The 25033-nt window shown below is 39.7% G+C and carries 17 protein-coding genes; 13 read left to right on the top strand and 4 right to left on the bottom strand.

What is annotated here, in order from left to right:
- Positions 1-22: 22 nt before the first annotated feature.
- Positions 23-373 carry a hypothetical protein gene (locus DK924_RS13675; RefSeq protein WP_109875450.1) on the bottom strand — a complete coding sequence of 117 codons (351 nt, stop codon included), beginning with the start codon at positions 371-373 and terminating at the stop codon, positions 23-25.
- Between the two features lie 282 nt (positions 374-655).
- Between DK924_RS13675 and DK924_RS13670 the strand changes: the two genes are divergently transcribed.
- On the top strand, positions 656-2800 hold the full coding sequence (locus DK924_RS13670) for a transcriptional regulator (RefSeq protein ID WP_075170531.1): 2145 nt from the start codon (positions 656-658) through the stop codon (positions 2798-2800).
- Positions 2801-2945: 145 nt separating this feature from the next.
- Here the strand turns inward: DK924_RS13670 and DK924_RS13665 are convergent, their stop codons facing one another.
- Both DK924_RS13665 and uvrA read right to left on the bottom strand, forming a co-directional pair.
- A complete protein-coding gene (locus DK924_RS13665; RefSeq protein WP_109875449.1) occupies positions 2946-4007 on the bottom strand; it encodes a hypothetical protein in 1062 nt (353 codons plus the stop codon).
- A gap of 25 nt (positions 4008-4032) precedes the next feature.
- On the bottom strand, positions 4033-6858 hold the full coding sequence (gene uvrA, locus DK924_RS13660; RefSeq protein ID WP_109875493.1) for an excinuclease ABC subunit UvrA: 2826 nt from the start codon (positions 6856-6858) through the stop codon (positions 4033-4035).
- Positions 6859-7021: 163 nt separating this feature from the next.
- Here uvrA and DK924_RS13655 point away from each other — a divergent pair, with 163 nt between their 5' ends.
- From DK924_RS13655 to DK924_RS13645, 3 genes are all read left to right on the top strand, one after another.
- A complete protein-coding gene (locus DK924_RS13655; RefSeq protein WP_109875448.1) occupies positions 7022-8389 on the top strand; it encodes an MFS transporter in 1368 nt (455 codons plus the stop codon).
- A gap of 20 nt (positions 8390-8409) precedes the next feature.
- Complete coding sequence (ssb, locus tag DK924_RS13650) at positions 8410-9111, top strand: single-stranded DNA-binding protein (protein ID WP_109875447.1); 702 nt, start codon at positions 8410-8412, stop codon at positions 9109-9111.
- Positions 9112-9459: 348 nt separating this feature from the next.
- Positions 9460-11106, top strand: coding sequence for an EAL domain-containing protein (locus DK924_RS13645; RefSeq protein ID WP_109875446.1), 1647 nt, complete (start codon positions 9460-9462; stop codon positions 11104-11106).
- 4 nt (positions 11107-11110) lie between these two features.
- Here DK924_RS13645 and DK924_RS13640 read toward each other — a convergent pair whose 3' ends face one another.
- Positions 11111-12019, bottom strand: a complete 909-nt coding sequence (locus DK924_RS13640; RefSeq protein ID WP_109875445.1) for a 1-aminocyclopropane-1-carboxylate deaminase/D-cysteine desulfhydrase — start codon at positions 12017-12019, stop codon at positions 11111-11113.
- A gap of 335 nt (positions 12020-12354) precedes the next feature.
- Here DK924_RS13640 and DK924_RS13635 point away from each other — a divergent pair, with 335 nt between their 5' ends.
- From DK924_RS13635 to tldD, 9 genes are all read left to right on the top strand, one after another.
- Positions 12355-14352 carry a formylglycine-generating enzyme family protein gene (locus tag DK924_RS13635; RefSeq protein WP_010390465.1) on the top strand — a complete coding sequence of 666 codons (1998 nt, stop codon included), beginning with the start codon at positions 12355-12357 and terminating at the stop codon, positions 14350-14352.
- Between the two features lie 135 nt (positions 14353-14487).
- Complete coding sequence (locus DK924_RS13630; RefSeq protein ID WP_008113726.1) at positions 14488-15531, top strand: rod shape-determining protein; 1044 nt, start codon at positions 14488-14490, stop codon at positions 15529-15531.
- Positions 15531-16373: a rod shape-determining protein MreC gene (gene mreC / locus DK924_RS13625; RefSeq protein WP_010390466.1), complete on the top strand. Its 843-nt coding sequence runs from the start codon at positions 15531-15533 to the stop codon at positions 16371-16373. Before DK924_RS13630 ends, mreC begins: the two co-directional genes overlap by 1 nt.
- Entirely contained in the window at positions 16366-16845 is a 480-nt protein-coding gene (gene mreD, locus DK924_RS13620; protein ID WP_010390467.1) for a rod shape-determining protein MreD, read from the top strand. Before mreC ends, mreD begins: the two co-directional genes overlap by 8 nt.
- Positions 16845-17414 (top strand): nucleoside triphosphate pyrophosphatase, encoded by a 570-nt coding sequence (locus DK924_RS13615; protein ID WP_055012252.1) that lies wholly within the window; start codon positions 16845-16847, stop codon positions 17412-17414. Before mreD ends, DK924_RS13615 begins: the two co-directional genes overlap by 1 nt.
- A gap of 1 nt (position 17415) precedes the next feature.
- Positions 17416-18888, top strand: coding sequence for a ribonuclease G (gene rng / locus DK924_RS13610; protein ID WP_010390470.1), 1473 nt, complete (start codon positions 17416-17418; stop codon positions 18886-18888).
- Entirely contained in the window at positions 18888-22736 is a 3849-nt protein-coding gene (locus DK924_RS13605) for a YhdP family protein (RefSeq protein ID WP_109875444.1), read from the top strand. Before rng ends, DK924_RS13605 begins: the two co-directional genes overlap by 1 nt.
- Positions 22733-23572, top strand: coding sequence for a carbon-nitrogen hydrolase family protein (locus DK924_RS13600; RefSeq protein ID WP_109875443.1), 840 nt, complete (start codon positions 22733-22735; stop codon positions 23570-23572). Before DK924_RS13605 ends, DK924_RS13600 begins: the two co-directional genes overlap by 4 nt.
- A complete protein-coding gene (tldD, locus tag DK924_RS13595) occupies positions 23569-25008 on the top strand; it encodes a metalloprotease TldD (RefSeq protein ID WP_109875442.1) in 1440 nt (479 codons plus the stop codon). The genes DK924_RS13600 and tldD overlap by 4 nt, the downstream gene beginning before the upstream one ends.
- Positions 25009-25033: the final 25 nt, after the last annotated feature.

Raw genomic sequence — 25033 nt, 5'->3', positions numbered from 1 at the left:
TTCCTTAATGTAATTTTATTTATTATTGATTGGTTAAAATAGTGCTTATATAAGTTGTTAGTGACGACGTTATTTTTGAAAGGTTACTATCAATTTTTGAGTTCATCTTGTTGATGGACGATTCAAAGTCGGTTGCAATTTGGTTCTCTATACTAGTAAATAATGTTTCAGTATTTACTTCATGCTTGATGAGTGAGTCAGTGTTGGTAGCATAAATTATTTGATTGCTATTGATGACTATTTCACCCGCTGCACATTGATCTGAATTGTTTAGTAGCGTGTTGTTTTTACTTTCTGTAGCGACTGCAGAGGCTGTACTAAATACTGTTGCTAATAAAATTACGGGTAATACTTTTTTAGTTGCGTTATTCATAATGAAACCTTTTTTATGTTTAAAAGTCAGCTTAATTACTATTAAAAAGTCGTGTTTAGTAAGCTGCTTGTTGATGACGTTTTAAAGAATATCGCTAAATTTATCTAGAGTCGCTTATCTAGTTGTGAGTGATTTATTTATAAGGTTTTTATTTTTTTTGTTGTTTTAAATTAGAGGGTTAATCACAAACCTTATCTGTGAATATAAGGTTTTAAATTAACCTAGCTATATTAAAAAGTGTACCTGTGGTAGGGTTGTTGAAAAATAAAAATATGTAAAACTATGAATTATCAAATCGGACCTTGGCAATTTATTAGTAATCGCTGTGTGATTACTTCAAACAATATGGAAAGAGAATTAGACCCACTTTTAGTAAAGCTATTACTGCACTTTATAAATAAGCCTCAACATATTGTTTCTCGACAAGAGCTTATTGAAAGTGTGTGGCAACAGAGCTTTGTTGATGATAATGCGATTAACCGTGCAATCTCAGAGTTAAGAAAGCAGCTTGCCCACCCAACTGAAAAAGCACCGCTTTTAAAAACTCATTACCGTAAAGGTTACAGTCTAACCGTAATACCAGAGCGTTTAACGCAAACAAGCGTTTTTGAAGAGCCTGCAAACTTTTTGCCTGACTCACCGGATTTTTTTGCCAAAAATGAAGAGGTAGTGACTGCAACTACTTCTCAACCGGTTCAAAGAACGAATAGTAAAAAGTTTTTGATCTATTCTTTAGTCGTCATTATTTGTCTGTGCTTTTTAGTATGGTTAGGGTTGTTTTTTATTAATGCACCTTCTAGCGAAAAGATTAAACAGATCACGGTTAATAAGGTAGCAAGCACGTGGAATATAGGTAGTGAAGTTCACCCTGAATTATCCTCAGATAAACAATATTTAGCTTACACCAATATAGAACCTGAAAATGACGTAATGCATGCATTTGTAAAGCGACTATCTGATCAAAGAGAAGTTGAAATTACCTATCCTGGCTTTCAGGTATCTATTTTATCGTGGCAATTAAATCAGCACTCAGTGTTATTACAAGCTACCAATTTAAAACAACAAAAGTGTGAAATGGTACTCGTTGATCTAAGCCAGTTTCCTGTTATAGGGGAGGCTACCTCTATTAAAAAGTGTGACTTTAGATACACAGGTTATGCGCAAGTAGACGAAAGTGGTGAGCATATTTATTACACCGAATATAAAAATGAGCATGATGGTTCAGGCTTATATAAATTTGATTTAGAACTTAAAAAAGAGTTTATAGTGATCCCACCGCCAGGTGTAATGTACGGCGCGATCATGCCGCGTTTATCTCAATCTGGTAATAAAATAGCGTATATACTTAGTCAAAAGGGTAAGCCTTTTTCTGTATTTAGTTACGACTTTGAAACCCACGAAACCAAGCGCTTATTTAAAGCAAAGAAAAGTATAATTAGCTTCGCGTTTGACTGGCTTGCAGACGATAAAGGCATAATAGTATTTGAAGGAACACAGCTTTCAACCATTATATTTGATGAAAAAAACACTGTTAAAAATACACTAACAGTAACCCCAAATATAACTCCTTATTATATAGCAGTGCACTCTGCCAATAGTCTTTTTTATTCAGAGAATAAAACCCAATCATACTCGCTAATTAAAGTAACAGACCCTTTTGGCGATACACCTAAATATGAAACGCTCTATAAAAGTGATAAAGACGACTACAACATTATTGAAATAGTTAATAAAGAAGGGCCTGCGCATGTTTTTGTATCTGAGCGTTCTGGCAGCAGTCAATTATGGCTCTCTCAAAATGGTTTTACAAAGCAACTCAGCTTTTTTAATTATGATGATGCCCCTTCGACTTTTGCATTAGGAATGCTCAGAGCTTCTCCCAATAAGCAGCGCATAATGTTCATAAAAAATAAAAGCTTTTTATTTTATGACGTAAACACTCAAAAAATTTATCCATTAGAAGAATTTAATAAACATGAAATAGTAAGCTATATTTGGTCAAAAAATAACGAAAGCATTATTTATATTAAGCGCCTTGGTACAAAAAATATATTGGCAGAGTTTAATTTACTAACTCGTGATACCCATGTAATAGAAGGAATAAAAGCGAATAAACTCATTTCAGATAGTAAAGGTAACGGCTACGTAACCAACGATAATCAGTTAATTCGCTTATCCGATAGGCAAAGCTGGGAATTACCTAAAAATGCCAAAAAGTCAGTTGCATATGGGATCAGTAAAGACTATTTCTATTATTCAGATTCTATTTCAAGAATCGCTAGACTAAATTTACAAGATCAAACCATACAAGATACACACGTGGACTTTCGAGCTATTGGTTTTGAGGTAAACGAAAGCAATGAAATATTATTTACGGGATCTAAGTATAAAGATATGCAAATAGTACAAATTAGTTGGGGCGAATAGCGCTATTCATTATGCAGAGAGAGCCAGTGCCCGTGCTGAGAAAACATTAAAAGCAGTTTATGATGCGGTTGGGTTTATTCCACGCCCATAAGCCTGTTTTTTTGCAGATATAAAAATGCCGCTAATTTAGCGGCATTTTTGTATTTTAATGTTTTGTAGCTGAAATACCGGCAGATTCACAGGCTCTAACTATAAATTGATAGCCATAAGGCATACTTTGATCAGGCGTTATTTCAACAATTTCGTAATCATTGAGCTCAATTGACTTACTCTCTTTTGACTTTTTACAGCGAGAGTAGCTATCTGCTTCATAACTATAGGCAAACATAGCAATTAAGCGTTTACTGCGCTCAAAGTAGCCTTTAGTATCTAAAAACTGCTTAACTGTCTGGGTATTATCGTCTTCGCCTTCTAAGCGAATACCAAATGTTTTTGTCTGAGTTTTGTCATTGTCTGAAGAGGGAAGTTTTTTTTCTATCTGTTCACTTAACTCTTCTATTGCTTGTTCCTGTTCTGCGGGTGACTTATTCGCAATAGACTTACTATTTTCAAAATTCTTTACTATGTCGTTTAATACTTTTTCAGGCGGTTTGTCATCAATGAACGCGATTAAACTTACAAACACCACAGTAGCTAAAAAAAAGCGCGTAAATGCAGTGAGAAGCGGCGAATAGCTTTGACTGATAAATTTAATACGATCAGAGCCAAAGGGTTTTATAAGCAGTAAAACGATGATGTAAAATGGCAAAATAAGCTGTAAGCCGAGTAAGGTTGCTAGGGTTATCCCCAGTGTCCAAGGCGGTAAATATAATAAAGTGGCAAAGTTGTGGGTGTAGTTAAAATGATTAGCTGATACTTGCGTTACTTCATTCACTATACCGCTTGCACCTGCTAGAACAAAGTTAGCAATACTGGCATAAAATACCAAAATAAGTGCTTTGCCAGCGAGTGAATTCCAGAGCTGATTAAACTTGGGCCAAAACTCTACGATTAGTGCAACAATGGTGATGCTGGCGCACAACCAAGTTAACTTAAAAATAGCTAAACTTATAAGTGCAAGAAGGTAAAGCTTTTGCGCGGTGTTAAGGTTAAACCATATGCTTTTTATATGACTCAGCAGTTTAATTTGGTGTGGTTGCCAGCTTTTTTGCCGTTGCTTAAACTGTTTATTAGCACGCCATTTTGCAACTTTTAAATACCTTAACACCGGCTTTCCTCAAAGTGTATTACCGCTATTTATTTAATAGCGGTTTTAAATAGTGCCCAGTATGTGAGCGCTGACATTCCGCCACTTCTTCTGGTGTGCCTGCAATCAGTATTTCACCGCCGCCAGCACCACCTTCAGGGCCTAAATCAACGATCCAATCGGCAGTTTTTATTACATCTAAATTATGCTCAATTACTACAATGGTATTGCCATGATCGCGTAGGCGATGAAGCACCACTAATAACTGTTCAATATCAGCAAAATGAAGTCCCGTGGTTGGCTCATCAAGAATGTACAATGTTTTTCCAGTATCACGCTTAGAGAGCTCACGTGCTAACTTAATTCGCTGTGCTTCACCACCAGAAAGTGTTGTAGCGGCTTGGCCTAAACGAATATAGGAAAGTCCAACATCCATTAGGGTTTTAAGTTTACGTGCTATAGCCGGTATTTTATCAAAGTAGTCATGGGCATCTTCAACGGTCATGTCGAGCACTTGGTTGATGTTTTTGCCTTTATATTGTACTTCTAAGGTTTCGCGATTATAACGTTTACCCTTACACACATCACACGGTACATATACGTCTGGTAAGAAGTGCATTTCTACTTTAATAACGCCATCACCTTGGCATGCCTCACAACGCCCACCTTTAACATTAAAGCTAAAGCGACCTACTTTGTAACCACGTGAACGGGCTTCTTGGGTACCTGCAAATAGCTCACGAATACCAGTGAAAATACCAGTATAAGTGGCAGGGTTTGAACGCGGTGTGCGGCCAATAGGACTTTGGTCAATATCAATTACTTTATCAAAGTGCTCAAGTCCTGCAATTGACCCATAAGGAGCTGCTTCTGCAGTAGTTGCACCGTTGAGTTCAGTGTGGGCAAGTTTAAACAAGGTATCGTTAATGAGTGTAGATTTGCCCGAACCAGATACACCGGTAATACAGGTCATTAAGCCAAAAGGTATTTTTAAATCAACATTTTTTAAGTTATTACCAGTAGCACCAAACAGCTCTAACCATTTATCGTTAGTAGCATGGCGCTCTTTAGGTACTTCTATTTTACGCACGCCGGATAAAAACTGGCCGGTAACCGAGTCTTTGCTTGCTAAAATATCATCGCGTGTACCTTGAGCAATAACATGGCCGCCATGTACGCCAGCACCTGGGCCAATATCAATAATATGATCAGCGGCACGAATGGCGTCTTCATCGTGTTCTACAACAATAACGGTGTTACCCAAATCGCGTAAATGAACTAAAGTTTTTAATAAACGGTCGTTATCACGTTGGTGCAAACCAATTGAAGGTTCATCCAGTACATACATAACACCCACTAACCCAGCACCAATTTGACTCGCTAAACGAATACGTTGTGCTTCGCCTCCAGAAAGTGTGTCGGCGCTGCGCTCAAGTGATAAGTAATTTAGGCCTACATTTATTAAGAACGATAACCGGTCGCGAATTTCTTTTAGAATTTTTTCGGCGATTTGGCCTTTTTGCCCAGTTAAATGCAAACCTTCAAAAAAGCTCATCGCCTCACCAATACTCATATGCGTAATGGTTGGCAAGTTAGTTTGACCAATAAATACATTGCGTGCTTCTTGGCGCAAACGTGAGCCTTTACAACTAGGGCAGGCTTGGCTGGTTTGATATTTGGCTAGTTCTTCACGCACTGAGTTTGACTCAGTTTCACGGTAGCGGCGGTTCATATTGTTTAACACGCCTTCAAATACATGATTACGTGTAATTAAATCACCGCGGTCATTACGGTAATTAAATGCAATTTTAGTATCGCCAGAGCCATCTAAAATAATTTTTTTATGTTCTTTTGCAAGCTCTTGATAAGGAACATCTAAATCAAACTCATAATGCTGTGCAACCGCTTGCAACATTTGATAATAGTAAAAACTGCGTTTATCCCAGCCTTTAATTGCGCCGCCGGCTAAGCTTATTTCAGGGTTATGAACCACGCGATTCGGGTCAAAGTATTGTCTTACGCCTAAACCATCACAGCTTTGACAAGCTCCTGCAGGGTTATTGAACGAAAATAAACGCGGTTCAAGTTCGGTCATCGCATAGCCACAGGTTGGGCAGGCAAAATTTGCTGAAAACAGCATTTCTTCAGCACTGCTATCGTCCATAAAAGCAATGTTGGCAACGCCGCCTGACATTTCAAGTGCCGTTTCGAATGATTCCGCAAGACGTTGTTGCTGGCCGTCTTTGACTTTAAAGCGATCCACCACGACTTCAACAGTATGCTTTTTATGTAAATCTAGCGGTGGTGGATCGGATAAGTCGCATACTTCACCATCTATACGAGCGCGAATGTAACCTTGACTGGCAAGTTGCTCTAATAGTTTTACATGCTCACCTTTACGATCTTTAACAACAGGGGCAAGTAGCATTAACTTAGTGCCTTCAGGCAGCGCTAATGCGGTATCGACCATTTGACTAATTGTTTGCGCTGCTAAAGGAAGATCATGAGTTGGACAGCGAGGTTCGCCAACCCGTGCAAACATTAAACGCAAGTAATCGTAGATTTCAGTAATGGTTCCTACGGTTGAACGGGGATTATGCGAGGTTGACTTTTGTTCAATGGAAATAGCAGGGGAAAGGCCTTCAATATGATCTACGTCAGGTTTTTCCATTAATGACAAAAACTGCCTTGCATAAGCAGAGAGTGATTCAACATACCGGCGTTGCCCTTCTGCATATAGCGTATCAAATGCAAGTGATGACTTTCCTGAACCAGATAAGCCAGTGATAACAATTAGTTTATCACGTGGGATGGTTAGGCTGATGTCTTTTAAATTGTGCGTGCGGGCGCCTCGGACTTCAATGTTTTCCATGCTATCTCGTTTATTGCCAAAATTATTTGTCCAGTATCGCATAATACGCTGCAATATTAATCCTTGATCATTGAAAAAATCCTTAGTTATAGACGATTAATTATTGCCAAGCTTGTGATAGAATCCTTGCCTAATTTTTTCACACAGTAAGATCACGCAAATAATGACCGCATCTTCACTTAATTCACGAGAGAAACGCGCCGCCGTATCGTTAGCGAGTGTGTTTGCATTTAGAATGCTCGGCTTGTTTATGCTGATGCCTGTTTTAGCTATTTATGGTCAATCGCTTGAAGGCTTTTCACCTATATGGATAGGTTTTGCAATTGGTGCGTATGGTTTAACGCAGGCCGTATTACAAATCCCAATGGGAAGACTATCCGATAAAATTGGCCGTAAAAAAGTGATTGTAGGTGGTTTACTTGTATTTGCTTTAGGCTCAGTGATTGCTGCTTTGGCCGAGTCTATACAAATGGTGACGGTAGGACGTGCCTTACAAGGTATGGGTGCTATCGCCAGCGCACTATTAGCGTTTGCATCAGACTTAAGCCGTGACGAACAACGACCAAAAGTCATGGCAGTGATTGGTATGAGCATAGGTATGAGCTTCGCCTTCGCTATGCTACTTGGGCCAATTGTGGCAGCTTCATGGGGTATAGCCGGAGTGTTTTGGTTAACTGCTATACTGGCTGTATTAGGAATTTTTATTGTCACTATGCTGGTGCCTAGTGCAATAAATAAAGCCCCTAAAGGCGATACACTTGCCAGCTTTAGTGACATTAAAAAGCTAATTAAACATCCGCAGCTTGCGCGTCTAAATGCAGGTGTATTATTGCTGCATTTAACATTGACGACTATTTTTGTAGTATTGCCAAGTCAACTAATTAAAGATGGACTTGTGGCTGAAAACCATTGGCAGCTTTATATCCCGGTTTTATTTTTAGCGTTTTTTTTGATGGTGCCAGTAATGATAGTGGCAATTAAAAAAGAGAAAGAAAAACAAGCCTTTATTGGTTCAGTGATGGTCTTAATAGTCAGTATGTTAAGTATGTCGATATGGGCCAATAGCGTTGTTGGCATTGCGGTTTGTATGCTGTTATATTTTGTTGCTTTTAACTTTTTAGAAGCCACTATGCCGGCTCTTGTGTCTCGTATTGCGCCTGCAAGCCAAAAGGGCTCCGCTATGGGTGGGTATTCATCTAGCCAGTTCTTAGGTGCTTTTTTAGGCGGTATGTTGGGTGGGTATGTAGCACAAACCACCAGTACGCAAGCTGTGTTTGCGGCGGCGGCACTTGTTGGGGTAATATGGCTTATTATTGCGTGGAAAATGCAAGTCCCACCGAAAAGCAAAGTTATTAGTTTAACGACCCAATTAGATTCTGAAGAGCAGGCACAAACACTAGCTTCTCAGTTAGTTGCTTTACCCGGCGTAATAGAAGCAACCGTAGTTCGCGATGAAAGTCGAAGCTACTTAAAGATTAATGATAAAGAATTTGACCTAGACCAAGCCCGAAGAGTGGCTGGTTTAATCTAACGTTTATAGGAGATGGTTTCATGGCACGCGGTGTGAACAAAGTAATTTTGGTTGGTAATTTAGGGCAAGATCCTGAAGTTCGTTACATGCCTAATGGTAATGGTGTAGCAAATATTACCTTAGCAACTTCAGACAGCTATAAAGATAAAAACACTGGCCAAATGGTTGATAAAACTGAGTGGCACCGTGTGGTATTTTTTGGCAAATTAGCTGAAATTGTAGGCGAATACTGCCGCAAGGGTTCACAAATTTACGTAGAAGGTAAGCTTCAAACTCGTAAATGGACTGACCAACAGGGCCAAGAAAAATACACCACAGAAATTGTTGTTGATGGTTTTACAGGTCAAATGCAAATGTTAGGTGCACGCGGTGGCGACCAACAAAGCGGTGGCTATCAAGGTAACCAAGGTGGGCAACAAAATGGCGGTTATCAAGGTAACCAAGGCGGACAGCAAAGCGGTAGCTATGGTCAAAATAACCAAGGCCAGAATAGTCAGCAAGGCAGTTATGCTCCACAGCAACAATCTGCACCTGCCCAGCAGCCGGCTCCACAACAAAATAACCAGTACCAACCACAGCAACAAGGTGGCTTTGCACCTCAGCAAAATAATGCACCACAACAGCAAGGCGGGTTTGCACCTAAGCCGCAAAATGCACCGCAAGGTGGCGCATCAAACCCTATGGAACCAACAATCGACTTTGATGACGATATTCCGTTCTAATTTTCAACTTTTTAGTTTGAAAAGTTTTAAAAAAGAGCCCTGAGTAATCAGGGCTTTTTTATTGAGGCTAGTTACCATACCTTTCGCTTATCTTTAAATGAGTGAATAATCCTCATTTAAAATTTATACATTGTTTTAAGGTTTACAAAGCATAGCAACGTCAATCTGTTTAATTTGTAACAAACCTCCCACCTGTGCCATAAGGTGCAGCTATTACATATGACTAAATATAATGTTTATAAACATTAAGTATTAATAATAAAACAGCTACTAAACTTTTATGATTGGCTTGTGCAATTGCAAATAGTAGACAACACTTTAATAACTTATTTAATGAGCGGGTAAGTTATGAAAGCCAGTCAGTCTCAGTTTACCAATTACGCTAGTGCCTTATTTTACGCTCTGTGTTTTATGCTATTTATTATTTTTAATAGTGGTTTAAATTTAGTTTTACAATATCAAAATAAGCAAACAGGTATAGAACTCGCCAAGCAATTACAGCAGCCACTAGTTAATAAGCAACAACTTTTAGCAAATACACCTTTTACCCTAACTCCAGATAAAGTTTCTGTTTATGTTAAGCAGCAAAAGCAATACTTCAGCTCAAATTCAAAAGGGGTTTTGTTATATTCATGGCCTCTTTGGTATGCCTACAGTGACCTATTTATAATAATGAATGTGTTTATTTTGGTCATAATTTTTGCTGTTAGACGCGCTATATTACTCAAAACGAGAGTAAATAACTCAATGGTATTAAAGCGTAACCAAAGCGATGGCTATAAAAAAGTGTGTTATACGCCTAAAACAATGCCTTCACTATCGGTATTAAAGACAGCAGCCAAGGAGCAGAAAACAATTGGCTATAATATATTTGCACTCATTCAATGCGAATGTCATTTTGATATAAATACGGACTTACAAGCGACTCTTAAAGTATTACTAGCAAAAGATTTTACCAATACGGCTGTAATATCCGTTAAGTTATTAACAGCGGGTAATTTTGCTTTTACTCTCAAAGGGGTTAGTGCGATTGAGAAAGCAAATTGTGCTAAACATTTACATCAATGCATGCTTAACGCAGCCTATATTTTAGCCCCTAGAGTGGCTGACGAGAGTATAAAGTTAGGTGTGTGTACTTACTACTCGAATGCTGATCAGGTGATGGTGTATCAGCTTGCCAGATCGTCACTCACACTATCAATGCAAAGTAGAGTGAAGCATTATCATCAATTGGCACTCAATTGCAGTCACCTTAAGGTGGCTGATGAAAACTTGGTCAAGCAGGGAATTGAAAAGCAAAAATTAGCGATTTTATTTCAACCTGTATACGAGTTGGATAGTGGCATTATTATTAAACATCATGTTTTAATTAAAAGTAGCGATAAGACAAATAAACAACTATTTAATCAAGATTATATAAGTCAGTTTTACAATGAGGATGAGGCGCTATTACTAGACCAAGCAGTTGTTATGCAAGTTAAAAAACTGCTGTTAATAGAAAAGTCACCGTCTGTTATTAGTATTAAATTGCATCCTAAAAGTTGGTTTAATAGTGAGTTTTGGGGTTGGCTAAGTAAACATATGAGTGAATTGAAAAGCGTGCATACGTTACAGTTTTTGATAAATGAGGCTGATTTCTTAAATAACCAAGATCGACTACAGGCTGCTTTTTCGGCCATAACAGCGCTCAACTTTAATATCGTTATAGATGAGGTCAGAAGTAGTAAAAGTATATTTAACTTCACCCATAATAAGCAAATAGTGGGGCTTAATTTGGCCTATGAACTTGTTCATGGAATAGATCATAATTATTTCCAGCAAAAATCTGTCAGGGGAATTGTGCATATTGGCAAATTATTGAGTCTGCCAGTGGTGGCCTCAAGTGTAGAAACGTATCAGGAACTGCAATTTTTAAAAGCGATAGGTGTTAGTACTGCACAAGGGGGGTATTTTTCTGGATTATTACCCGACTTTACTCAAGTTGCATTTCATTAGCTAATTAAACAAGTCCACGATATTTTAGCCCGTCTAAACCTTGCAGCCCACCTGTATGAATTGCAATAATTTTGCTGCCAGAGGGAAAGTAGTCGTTGTTAATGAGCTGCCAAAGTGCATACATCATTTTACCGCTGTAAATAGGCTCTAGTGGTAACTGATATTGTTGCAACATATACTGGCAAAACTGCCACAGTTCAGAGGTAAAACGACCATAACCGCCATCATGAAACTGTGTAAGTAATTGCCAATTATTTTGTGATTTAGCTCTAGGGCTAAGGGCTCGTATTTCGTCTCTCAGGTAGTCGGCTTGTTTTAAAACGGCAATACCTAGTAGGGTGCTTTTATTTGAGCTGCCCTCTATTAAGCCCGCCAAGGTTCCACCACTGCCAGTAGGACAGATTAAGTAGTCGTGTTCTGGTAAACTTTGGGCAAGTTCTTTACACCCCTCTAAAGCAAATTCGTTAGTGCCTCCTTCAGGCAAAATATACGCATTGGGAAATCGAGCCTGTAATGCCGATAAGTATGCTTTATCATTTCGTTGTCGGTATTCTAATCGATTAACTACATGTAATTGCATGCCACATTGCTTTGCAAATTTTAACGTTGGATTATTGAGGTCAAGTTCAGGTCCGCGCACAATTGCGTGAGTTACTAGGTTAAATTCTTTTCCTGCGGCTGCACACGCGTGAATATGATTCGAAAAAGCGCCACCAAAGGTCAGTAACTCTGTTTTGCCTTGTTGTTGCATGCGAGCTAAATTGTATTTGAGCTTTCGCCATTTATTACCACTAATAACAGGGTGCAATAAATCATCACGCTTAATGTTTAACGTAATGTTTTTTTCTGCTAGCAATTTGTTACTAATTGGTTGTAAATAACTATGTTCATTAATATTGAATGGTATTGGCATTATCACTCTTTTTTATTAGTTACACGGTGAATGTGCTGTTTAATAGCGTTATTTTGACTTAAATTTTATTACTTAAGCAAATTAAAAAATATGAATACGCCGTTAAATTGGTATCTTTTGGGCGTAAATGGCAGATAAATATCGATGTTGTTAAATAAATTAGCTATTTAGTACAAATGAAACGGTTATTTACTGGCATGAAACGGGATAATAGTTGTAAACTGAGATAATAAATGAACAAAGCTTGTGTTTTGTGCTTCAAGTACATAGCATAAGGTTTTATTATAAAAAATAATAATAACCAAATAATTGCCGCTTTTTTGGGACTGGAATATATGCGAATTGCTCCTTTATCTCTGTTAATTTCTGCTAGCTTTTTTGCCAGCACAGTATTTGCACAAGATACAACTACTGTAAACAGAATTGAATCAGAGATTAATACGAAACAAACAGAATACACTCGTTCAACAACGATGCTCGATAAATATTTACAAGAAGAAAATCAGCTTCAAACCCAACTTGAACTGCTAAGAGCGCGTTCAACACAACTTGATAAAGAAAAAAATCAAGCGTTAGATGCGATGAATGATATGTACCGACGCTTAATTGATAACCCGTCGCTTGATATTACTTCTGCACAATCGCGTTATCAAAAAGCCGTTGTTGATCAAGAACAAAATAAAAATGATATTTCTATGCAATTGGCGGCAATTGCATCCCATCTAAAAGATATTGAGCAAATTCGCGCTGATAAACATGCACTTCAGAACACCATCGAAAGTTTAAAAGTGCAATACACTACTGCGCGTGTAGAGCGACTGCGCAATGAGTTTACCCGCGAGGGAACACTCGAGGTTGATCATACCCTTAATTGTAAGCGTACTGAAACACTCGCTGCATGTGAACAACGCGGCCAGCAGATGGGGCTGAAAAAAGCCACTAATCGCTTTTTAGATCAAATTTTTGAAAACCTTACAGAAAAACGTCTGGTTGAACCTAAGCGAGACATGTCAGGGGCACAAGTACAGATTTTAAGTAGTCACGTCATTAAGAGCGCATTTAGCGGCCAAGGTGATTATAACGTCAATTTAAGCGTTACTATGCGTGGAGATGTAAACAGTAGTCGTTTATGTCACTTATTAAGTGTAAATAACAGTTTTTGTTCAGAGTATGGTACCCCGCTGACAAATACTTATCAGCCAGCTTATAGCACTACTTTTTCTGATAGTCAGTTAACATTCAGCGATAATACGGATAATAAAGCGGTCGCTAAAATAGTTAATAAAAAGCCTAAAGTGGTCGCTGAACAAAAGAAAGATCAGTTAATTCAGTTAACTTTGCGTTCTAACGTACATGGTGATGAAGTTTTTATTAACGACATTAGTGTAGGTTCAACTCGCTTAGTAACAAGATTACCGCGTGGTTTGCATAAATTAGAAATACGCAAAGAGGGCTACATCCCTTATAAAGCACGTATTGACTTAAAAAAGACACGCACGCTTTTTGCTAAGTTAGAAAAAAAGTCAGAGTCGATTGCTGCACCGACTAAAAAGCGAGAGCAAATAATACAAGCAGATTGTCCTAAGGGAATGGAAGTTGATACGCAGCCACCAACAGTGGATTCGTCAGCCGTAATAATCCCTGTTGGCACATTTAAAATGGGCGATATTAACGGCAATGGACTGGAAAACGAGCGTCCTGTTGTTGAAAAAACGATTAGTGAATCTTTTGTCATGCAAAGTAAAGAAGTCACTGTTGGCGCATTTGAGAAGTTTGTAAACGAGACACAATACAAGACTGAAGCTGAAAAAGGCAAAGGCTGTGCTTATTATCTAAATGGAGAACCCGTTTGGGAAGCGAGCTTAAATTGGCGAGCTCCAGGGTTTGAGCAAACAAATGATTTTCCAGCTGTGTGTTTGACAAAAAATGATGCTACGGCTTACGCAGAATGGTTTTCTGATAAAACAGCACAAGTGTATCGTCTGCCAACTGAGGTTGAGTGGGAATATGCTGCGCGTGCAGGTACAGATACTGAGTACCCTTGGGGTAACGAAATTGGTAAAAACTTAGCAAACTGTGGTTGGTGTGGTAGCGAATGGTCAAACAAACGCACCGCTCCGGTAGGGTCTTTTTCTGCAAATGCATTTGGCTTATACGATACAGTGGGCAATGTATGGGAATGGACTAGTAGCACAGAGAATAAAAAAAATGCTGTGGTTCGTGGCGGCGCATGGAACTTTGCTCCTAGCCTCGCTCGTGCCTCAACGCGTTTAATCCTAGCGCCAGATTTTAGAGCTAATTACATTGGCTTTCGCTTAATGAGCGAACAATAATATTTAATGAGGAAGCACACGCTTCCTCTTTTTAATGATTACAAAGACGGCTGCGCTTTATATTGCTCATTACATTGAGAATGTTAAAGTAAGCGCAACTAAAATAAGAACGAATTTCAAAGGTCATCCAGCCTCATGTTTAAAAAACTCCGTGGTATTTTTTCAAACGATCTATCGATCGATTTAGGTACAGCCAACACACTAATTTATGTAAAAGAAGAAGGGATTGTATTAAACGAACCTTCAGTTGTTGCTATTCGTCAAGAGCGTGCTGGTGGGCCTAAAAGTGTTGCATCTGTAGGTACAGAAGCTAAGCAAATGTTGGGGCGCACGCCTGGTAATATTAAAGCTATTCGTCCGATGAAAGATGGCGTGATTGCTGATTTTTATGTGACCGAAAAAATGCTACAGCACTTTATTAAGCAAGTGCACAATAATAACTTTATGCGACCAAGCCCACGTGTACTTATTTGTGTGCCTTGTGGCGCTACACAGGTTGAAAAGCGTGCTATTCGCGAATCAGCGATGGGGGCAGGTGCTCGTGAAGTTTACTTAATTGAAGAGCCTATGGCTGCTGCAATCGGTGCAGGCTTACCAGTATCTGAAGCAACGGGCTCTATGGTTGTTGATATTGGTGGCGGTACAACCGAAGTGGCTATAATTTCACTCAATGGTGTTGTTTATTCGTCATCTGTTCGTATTGGTGGCGACAAGTTTGATGAAGCCATTATTAATTATGTACGTCGTAACTTTGGTAGCTTAATTGGTGAAGCCACAGCTGAGAATATTAAACACCAAATTGGTTCTGCATTTAAAACAGACGATCCAGTAGAAATAGAAGTGCGTGGTCGTAACCTTGCAGAAGGTGTTCCTCGTTCGTTCACACTTAACTCGCATGAAATTTTAGAAGCATTACAAGAGCCGCTAATGGGTATTGTAAGCGCTGTCATGGTTGCACTTGAGCAATCACCTCCTGAACTGGCATCTGATATTTCAGCACATGGCATGGTGTTAACTGGCGGTGGCGCATTACTAAAAGATTTAGATCGCCTACTCATGGAAGAAACTGGCATTCCAGTAGTTGTTGCTGATGATCCGCTTACATGTGTTGCTCGTGGCGGCGGTAAAGCGCTTGAGATGATTGATGTGCACGGTGGTGACGTTTTTAGTTACGATTAATGAAATCAATGTTTGAAAAAACAATCTCTTTGCAACTGCGACTTTTTGTCGCAGTGCTTTTGAGTATCGTGTTGATCCTTGGAGATAGATACACTAAGGGCGGTGAGAATATTCGCACCAGTTTGAATACCCTAGTTAGTCCGCTCATTTATGTTGCCAATCTACCTTACGAAGTATTTAGCTTTAGCGCTAAGAGCTTGCACACCCGCGAACAGTTACAAACTGAAAATGAAGCCCTGAAAAAAAAGCAAATATTGCAGAGCGAGCAAATTCAGCAATATGAATTCTTAGCAAAAGAAAATCAAAAATTACGAGCCTTAATGGGCTCGTCCTCAAAACACACCAATCGTAAAATTATTGCTCAAGTACTTTCTGTTCACTCAAATCCTTATAGCCACCAAGTGGTGATAAATCGAGGAACCACCGATGGTTTAAGTGAAAGCCAAGCAGTGATTGATGATATGGGACTTGTGGGGCAGTTGACTAAAGTGGGCTCAACCACTTCAAGAGTATTATTAATTACCGATACCACCCATGCTACGCCTGTACGTATTTTACGTAATGACGTGCGAACAGTGGTTGAAGGCATTGGTAAAATTAACGTACTGAAACTGTCGCATGTGCCGCATAGTTTAGATGTACGTATTGGCGATGTGCTGGTTACCTCTGGCCTTGGTGGTACGTTTCCTGAGGGCTATCCGGTAGCGGTGATCACCGAAATAACCCGTGATGAAGGACAACCTTTTGCACAAGTATTTGCTGAACCTATAGCTCAATTAGACCGAATTCGATTATTAGTCGTGTTATGGCTAAATCAGCAGGAGTTGATGGGAGATGATTAATCGCCATATGCTATTAATTGCGTTAAGTATTTTCTTTGCATTGGTAATGGCTTTGATGCCGTTACCCTTTTCACTTGAACCATTTCGCCCTGACTGGGTGCTGTTGGTACTTATGTACTGGTCTTTGGCTTTACCGCATCGCTTAAACATAGGTACGGCTTGGGTTGTTGGATTAGTGATTGATTTAGCGACGGGTTCTTCTTTAGGTGTAAACTCATTAACCTACTCGGTGTGTATTTTTGTTACGGCAAGTAACTTTCAAAAAATTCGCAATTTTTCATTGTGGCAACAAAGCCTTTTAATTGGCTTATTTTTAACGCTTTATCATTTAATGCAGTTTTGGTTAAATCATTTTTTACTTGGCGTTTATTTTAGCCCACATTACTTATGGCCTGTATTAACAGGCATGTTGAGTTGGATATGGGTATTTTTATTACTTAGAAAATACCGTAGACACTTTAGGATCAGATAATGACTTGCGCAGTATATTTAGCCTCCGCGTCTCCCCGCCGTAAAGAGCTTTTAACCCAGTTGGGTATCGAGTTTTCACAATTTAGTGTTGATGCCGATGAAAGCCAGCTCGCTAACGAACTCCCATATGATTATGTCGAACGTTTAGCGCGTTTAAAGGCACAAATGGGCGTAAAACAAGGATATACCGATCGGCCTGTTCTAGGTAGTGATACCGTGGTAGTGATGGATAATCAATCATTATGCAAGCCACGAGATAAAGAAGACTTTACTCACACCTTAAAACGTTTATCAGGAAATACACACCAAGTGTTAACTGCTATCGCTTTTGCGACACCAGAAAAAGTAATGAGTTGTGTTGTCAGTACTGATGTTACTTTTAAAATACTCAGTGATGAAGAAATAGACGCTTACTGGCAAACGGGCGAGCCTCAAGATAAAGCCGGTGGTTATGGTATCCAAGGGTTAGGCGGACGCTTTGTAACGCATATTTCGGGTAGCTATTTTGCCGTTGTAGGCTTACCTTTATATGAGACAGAACAATTATTACATACATTCTTAAGAGGGTAGCATGAGTACAGAACTACTGATCAATGTCACGCCGAGTGAAAGTCGCGTTGCCCTAATCGAAAACGGTGTATTACAAGAAATTCAGCTAGAGCGTATTGGTAATTTAGGCATAGTAGGCAATATTTACTTAGGTAAAATAAGTCGCGTGCTACCTGGAATGCAAGCCGCTTTTGTTGATATAGGCTTAGAGAAAGCCGCCTTTTTACACGCTTCAGATATCGTCAATAGTGCCTCTATTGTTGAAGGTGTTGACGACGAGCCAATTAAAAAAGTCCAAGATATTCGTGAGCTTGTTCGCCAAGGTCAGTACATTATGGTGCAAGTGGTTAAAGATCCATTGGGCAGTAAAGGTGCTCGCTTAACCACTGATATTACTATACCGTCACGCTATTTAGTATTTATGCCAGATGCGACGCATGTTGGTGTTAGTCAACGTATCGAAACGGAAGAGGAACGCGCTAGGCTTAAAAAAATTGTTGCTGAATATGGTGATGAAAACGGTAGCTTTATTGTTAGAACTGCCGCAGAAGGCGCAAGTGAAGTAGAGCTTCGTCACGATGCTGCATTTTTAAAAAAGCTGTGGGATAAAATAGTTTCTAAGCGCCGTAAAACCAGCAAAGCGAGTATTCTGCATGAAGATCTTACGCTGGCTTTTAGAACATTACGTGATTACGTGGGCGAAGATATGGAGCGCATTCGTGTTGACTCTAAGCTTACCTATCAAGAGCTTAAGCTGTTTACTGAAGAATTTGTGCCGTTATTATCACAAGTACTTGAGTATTATCCGGGCGAGCGCCCCATTTTTGATTTATTTGATGTAGAAAGTGAAATTCAAAAGGCGTTGCACCGTAAGGTGACTTTAAAGTCTGGCGGATACCTGATCATAGATCAAACAGAAGCAATGACCACGGTTGATGTTAATACCGGTGCATTTGTTGGTCACCGTAACCTTGAAGAAACTATTTTTAATACCAATGTTGAAGCAACCTCTGCTATTGCCCGTCAACTAAGGCTGCGCAATTTGGGCGGTATTATTATTATCGACTTTATTGATATGGTGAGCGATGAGCACAAACGCCGGGTAATGCACTCATTAGAGTCTGCGCTCGCTAAAGATCGTGCTAAAGCCAATATTAATGGTTTATCGGCATTGGGGCTGGTTGAAATGACCCGCAAGCGAACTCGCGAAAGTTTAGAGCATATACTGTGTGATGTATGTCCTGCATGTTCAGGGCGAGGCTCTCAAAAAACGGTTGAGACCGTATGCTATGAAATCCTTCGTGAGATAGTACGTGTTAACCGCGCTTATGCAGCTGATAAGTTTGTAGTTTATGCATCTCCTGCAGTATGTGAAGCGCTATTAAATGACGAATATCATAACCTTGCAGAGTTAGAGTTATTTATTGGTAAGCAAGTTAATATTCAAACAGAGAGCTTATACAGCCAAGAGCAGTTTGATGTGGTAATGATGTAATGAAATTTAAAGCGGCCTGTTTCTTTTGTGTGCGCAAATTATGGCAAATAAGTGCTGTAATTTTGGTGCTACTGGCCGTCATTGTTTCTATTTTAAAATACACCTTACCCTACGCAAATGACTATAAAGGCGAGATAGAAAATTATCTTGATAGCAAGTTTGATATTAGCCTATCGATAGGCGCTATATCGGCAAGTTGGCAAGGTAATGGCCCAGCCTTAGTGCTCGAAGAATTATCATTTAAAGACAACCAAACAGCCCCTATTTCTTTAACTATTGCGAAAACCAGTTTAGAGCTAAACCTTTGGGAAAGCCTAAAGTCTCTTCAACTTAAGTCGAACTACTTTGTCATCAATGGTTTTCATACCAAGGTTAATGTCGCGAATTTATTTGTAGGCAACCAAGACGATGTGTCATTTGAACAAAAAGAGTTAATAGAAGGGTTGTTTTTAGGTGAAACCGGTCATTTTGCAATAGAAAACTCCAGTATCAATTTTGTTTTAGAAGATAACAAAGAACGTAAACTGTTATTAGAAAACATTGTATGGCAAAACCAAGATAAACAACACCTTGGTAGTGGTAGTCTAGCCTTACCGGGCATTTCGGTGGGTAATTTTGATGCGCGCATTGCACTTAAGGGTGAAACCTTAGAGCAAATGGTCGGCGATTTATATGTGCAGGCTAATCAGGTTGATGTGTCAAATTGGCTAGCGCAATATATTAATACTCAAAAGCAGCAACTACATAGCGATTTAAATTTACAAGCTTGGCTTAGATTAGAGCAAGGTCTAGTGAGTGACGTAAAAGTTCAGTGGTTACCGAGCGCGGTAAATTGGCAACTCAATGAGCAAACACAAAAGGTAAGCCTAAGTGAAGGGGGATTTCATTTATACCCAGAGCAAAATAGCTGGCGATTAAAAAGCACGGGCTTAGCATTTAGTACGGGTGAAACCACATGGCCAAGCCTTGAATTTGAAGCCTTATTGGGTAAGCAAAATAAAGTATGGCTACAGCAGCTTGATTTAGCGCTATTGAGTGATTTAGCTGAGTTGACTAATTTTACCGACCTAGCCCCTTTTTTAGCACGCCAACCTAGCGGACAAATAAAGACTGCGTACCTTGAGTTTGCAGATACAAAGCAATGGCAACTATGGTTTGATGCTGACGAAATTAGCTGGCAAGAAAAAAACGCCGTACCTGCCGCTCAATCTTTAAGAGTTAATGGGCTGGTTAATCAACAGTATGGTCGCATTGCGATTTTTGGTGAGAACAGCCGTTTAATTACAGGCGCTAGTTTTAGTAATAATATTGATTATAACCAATTAAATATTGAGCTAGATTTAGCTAAGCGCTCAGGCGATTGGTACATAAGCAGTGATAACCTGTGGTTTGATAACAATGAGGTGACTTTAAGCGCACAAATGCAGCTGAGTTTGGGTGATACGCCACGCTTAGATTTATATGCTGAAGCGTTTGCACCTGATGCCAGTATTGCTGGTCACTATTTTCCTTTAACGTTAATGAGCCCTGAGTTAGTTAGTTATTTAAATGGTGCAATAAAAGCAGGTGAAGTATCAAATACTCAGGTGTTATTTTCTGGTCCACTATCAGGCTTTCCATTTGAAGATGGTTCAGGGCAGTTTGATGTAATAGCACAAATAGATAATGCTACTTATCAATTCGATCCCGATTGGCCAGCAGTCACAAATGCCAATGTAAAGCTGCATTTTGCTAATGAGCGAATGGATATATATAGTCAGCAAGGCCAGCTGGTAAATCTTGACATTGGCAGCAGTGTGCATGTGAGTATTGATGACTTAATGGGTGATGCGCCGTTGGTAGTTAATATTGATAAGCAAGCTGAGCTTGAAAAAATGCACGATTTTTTTGCCGCTACGCCTTTAGCAAATCCATTAGCTGATATTTTTAATGTTGTGCAAGGACAGGGGCTTGCAAGTGCAAATATTGAATTACTAATAGGTTCACAATTTGAGGGGGGAGCCAGTGTCAGTGGTAAGGTTAATTTACTCGACTCACCTCTCTACATTTCTGCACCTGGTATTTCTCTTGAGCATTTAAAGGGCGAACTTAGCTTTAATAACCAACAAATAAATCTCACTAATGCAACGGCTACATGGCTGGGTATGCCATTAACTATTAACTACAATAGTGACGCAAACGCAGAGGATTATCGCGCTAATATAAATATAAGTGCTCAGCTTGATGCACAAACACTTATAAACCGTGGGCAAGGCATTTTAGATGGTTACTTAAGTGGGCAAAGTGATGTTGATATTGCTTTGGAGCTTAATTTTACCGAGCAAGGGTTTAACTACCGTGCCCAAGTTGAATCGCCACTTATTGGCTTAAATAGTTCTTTGCCTGGAGCATATACAAAAAGCAGTGAGCAAGCTTGGCCACTGAGTGCGGTTATTCAAGGTGATGATATATCTAACTTGATCACCGCAAACGTTGATCAGCTAGTGTATTTTAATGCCATTCTAGACAATGCTAAATCACAGTTTAACAACGCCCACTTTATAATCGGTAATAAAGATTTAGGGCTTAACGCGCAAGATTTAGCGGTAAGTATTAACTTAGCGCAAAGTGAGTTATTACCTTGGATTGATTTAATTGATCAAATTATTAATGCAGCTAAAGCGCAGCCAGAGAGTGCATCGCCAGGTATTATGCCGCCTTTGTATGAGGTTGTTGCGAATATTAACTCTTTTAATGTGAGTGGCATGCAGTTTAATGATTTTGATATGCGTTTATTGCCCTTAAACAATAACTTGCAATTAAAGCTCAATGCTAAAGAATTACGAGCAGAAGTGTTCATTCCCAGCGAGCAATCAAGTCAGCCGATTCTAATAAACAGTGACTATTTAAGGCTTAATTTTTTAGAGGCCGAAACAGAGCAACCGAGCGAAAAATCATCTCCTGAACAACTTGCATGGCTTACAAATTTGCCTGCTATTGAGTTTGAATGTGCCGATTGTAAGATCAGCCATTATCAGCTAGATAAAGTCAGCGCCTCATTATTAGGTGATGGTAAAAAACTGTTTATTTCTGAGCTAGTAGTTGATAAGGGCGATCATATATTACGTACTAAAGGGCAGTGGCAAAATGGCCTAACAGCAATGAGCGGCGAACTTAAAAGTGATGATATTGGCGCTTTATTTAATGAATTTGATATCACCACTACTATTAAAGACTCAAACGCCAATCTAAATTATCAACTAAATTGGCAAGCGGCACCTTATAACTTAGACATTGCTAGTTTAGACGGTGAAATTAGTTGGGATTTAGGCGAAGGCCATTTAACTGAGGTGAGTGATGGAGGCGCACGGGTATTTTCATTACTGAGCCTTGATTCATTAGTGCGTAAGCTAAAACTTGATTTTAGAGATGTATTTTCTAAAGGTTTTTTCTATAACAGCATGAAAGGTACGATGCAGATAGATAAGGGCATTGCCTATACCCAAGATACTAAAATGGATGGGGTGCCTGCCGATCTCTCGATTAAAGGGTATGCAAATTTAAATACTCTCGAAATTGACTACGACTTAGCAGTAGCACCGCAAGTAACGTCGAGTATTCCAGTAATTGTGGCTTGGATGGTTAACCCTGTAACGGGGCTTGCAGCTTTAGCAATTGATAAAGTAATTCATTCTGCGCGAGTGATCTCAGAGATCAACTTTAAAGTGACGGGTAAAATGAACGATCCTCAGGTACAAGAGTTAGATCGTAAGAGCCGAGAGGTGACCTTGCCACAAGCAGCACAAAATCAGCCGCGAGCATCCTCAGAGTTAAAACTCAAAGATGCTGAGGTTAGCGCCGCGCAATGAATAAACAACGTATAAACTCATCTCCTGCGATTATCGCATTGCAAATGTGCTCAGGCTTTAACCCTGATGATAACATTGCAGCTTTAAAGCAAGCATTAGCTGAATTACCAAGCACGCGGCCTTTGTTAGTATGTTTACCAGAAGCGTTTTTAGTGTTTAGTAAACACGCTGGTGATACGTTGTTAGTGTCACAGCGTATTGAGCAATATAAACAGCAAATTAGTGAATTGTGTCGTAAACACAATATTTGGTTAAATGCTGGCACCATGCCAGAGCCCTATGACCAACATAAGTATTACGCTGCCTCACACTTGTTTAATAACCAAGGCGATATTGTTGCAAGCTATAACAAAATACATTTATTTGATGTTGAGGTAGATGACCAGACCGGCAGCTACCGAGAGTCCGACTTTACTCAAGCGGGCGATGAGATTGTGGTTGTTGATTCTCCCTTTGGTAAAATTGGTTTAACAGTATGTTATGATTTGCGCTTTGCTGGTTTATTTAATGCCTTAGCTCGTAAAGGCGCAGAAATTATATTAGTACCCAGTGCGTTTACTGTTCCAACAGGTAAAGCGCATTGGCAGCCGCTACTTGCAGCACGAGCAATAGAAACACAGTGCTATGTTATTGCTGCAGCGCAATATGGAACACATGAAAACGGTAGACAAACTTATGGTCACAGCCTGATGTTATCGCCCTGGGGTGAAACATTAAGTGAAAAACCAATAGGGCTTGGTTTTATTAGTTGTACCGTAGATTTGAACCAGTTACACAAAATTAGACGAGATATGCCGCTGCAATCTCACCAACGATTTAGAGAGCCATTATTATGAATTCGGTTGAACAGCATTTATTACACGACAGCCAGCTAAATCGAGAAGAACTCGAAAAAACATTAGCTTATATTCACCAGCACAAAGTTGATTATGCCGACCTTTATTTTCAATCGAGTCATCATGAGTCTTGGGTATTAGAAGACGGCCTTGTTAAAGAAGGGTCTTATAACGTTGAACGTGGTGTTGGCGTACGGGCTGTTAGTGGTGAAAAAACTGGTTTTTCGTATTCAGACGCAATTAATTTAGAAGCGCTAAATAAGGCCGCAACTGCTGCACGTAGTATTGCCGATGCAGGTGAAGATAAAGCGGTTAAAGTATTTAGTGACGTGGCTGCTAAAGAGCAGTACGCGCCACATCAACCAATTTCTAGCATGAGCGATACCGATAAAGTTAATTTGTTACGTGAGCTTGAAAACTATATTCGCGAATTAGCCCCAGACGCTGAGCAAGTCATTAGCTCAATGTCTGCGGTATACGAAGAAGTATTAATTGCAGCTAGCGATGGCACCTTTGCCACCGATATTCGCCCACTGATACGTTTAAACTGCTCTGTATTGCTAGAGAAGAGTGGTCGCCGTGAACGTGGCGGTGCTGGTGGCGGTGCCCGCCTAGATTATGGTTACTTTAAAGAGCTTGTTGATGGTAAGCCGCGTTGGATGGGTTTTGCAGAAGAAGCCGTTCGTCAAGCTAAAGTAAACTTAGAAGCTATTGATGCCCCTGCAGGTACTATGGAAGTGGTATTAGGTAATGGCTGGCCAGGTGTGTTGTTACACGAAGCGGTAGGCCATGGCCTCGAGGGTGACTTTAACCGTAAAGGCGCGTCTGCGTTTAGCGGTAAAGTAGGGCAAAAAGTCGCTTCAGAGCTATGTACTGTGGTTGATGATGGTACTATGGCTGATCGTCGTGGTTCACTTAATGTGGATGACGAAGGCACGCCTGCAGCCTATAACGTACTTATCGAAAACGGTATTTTAAAAGGCTATATGCAAGATAAAATGAACGCGCGTTTGATGGGGGTAAACCCAACAGGTAACGCACGTCGTGAGTCATACGCGCATTTACCAATGCCACGTATGACCAACACTTACATGTTAGGCGGAGAGCACAGCCAAGCTGATATTATCAGCACGGTTAAAAAAGGCGTGTTTGCCCCTAATTTTGGTGGCGGCCAAGTGGATATCACCTCAGGTAAGTTTGTGTTTAGTGCCTCAGAAGCTTACTTAATTGAAAATGGTAAAATTACTCAGCCAATTAAAGGGGCAACATTAATTGGTAATGGCCCTGAGGTTATGCAACAAATCTCTATGGTAGGTAATGATTTAGCGCTTGATAAAGGCGTCGGTGTTTGTGGTAAAGACGGTCAAAGTGTACCAGTAGGCGTTGGCCAGCCAAGCCTGAAAATAGATAACCTAACAGTAGGTGGCACGGCTTAATTTTTATAACTGCCAAACGTTATAA

This window comes from Pseudoalteromonas sp. meg-B1, from assembly GCF_003173795.1.
Lineage (GTDB): Bacteria > Pseudomonadota > Gammaproteobacteria > Enterobacterales > Alteromonadaceae > Pseudoalteromonas > Pseudoalteromonas undina.
This window is presented reverse-complemented; position numbering and strand designations above follow the sequence as displayed.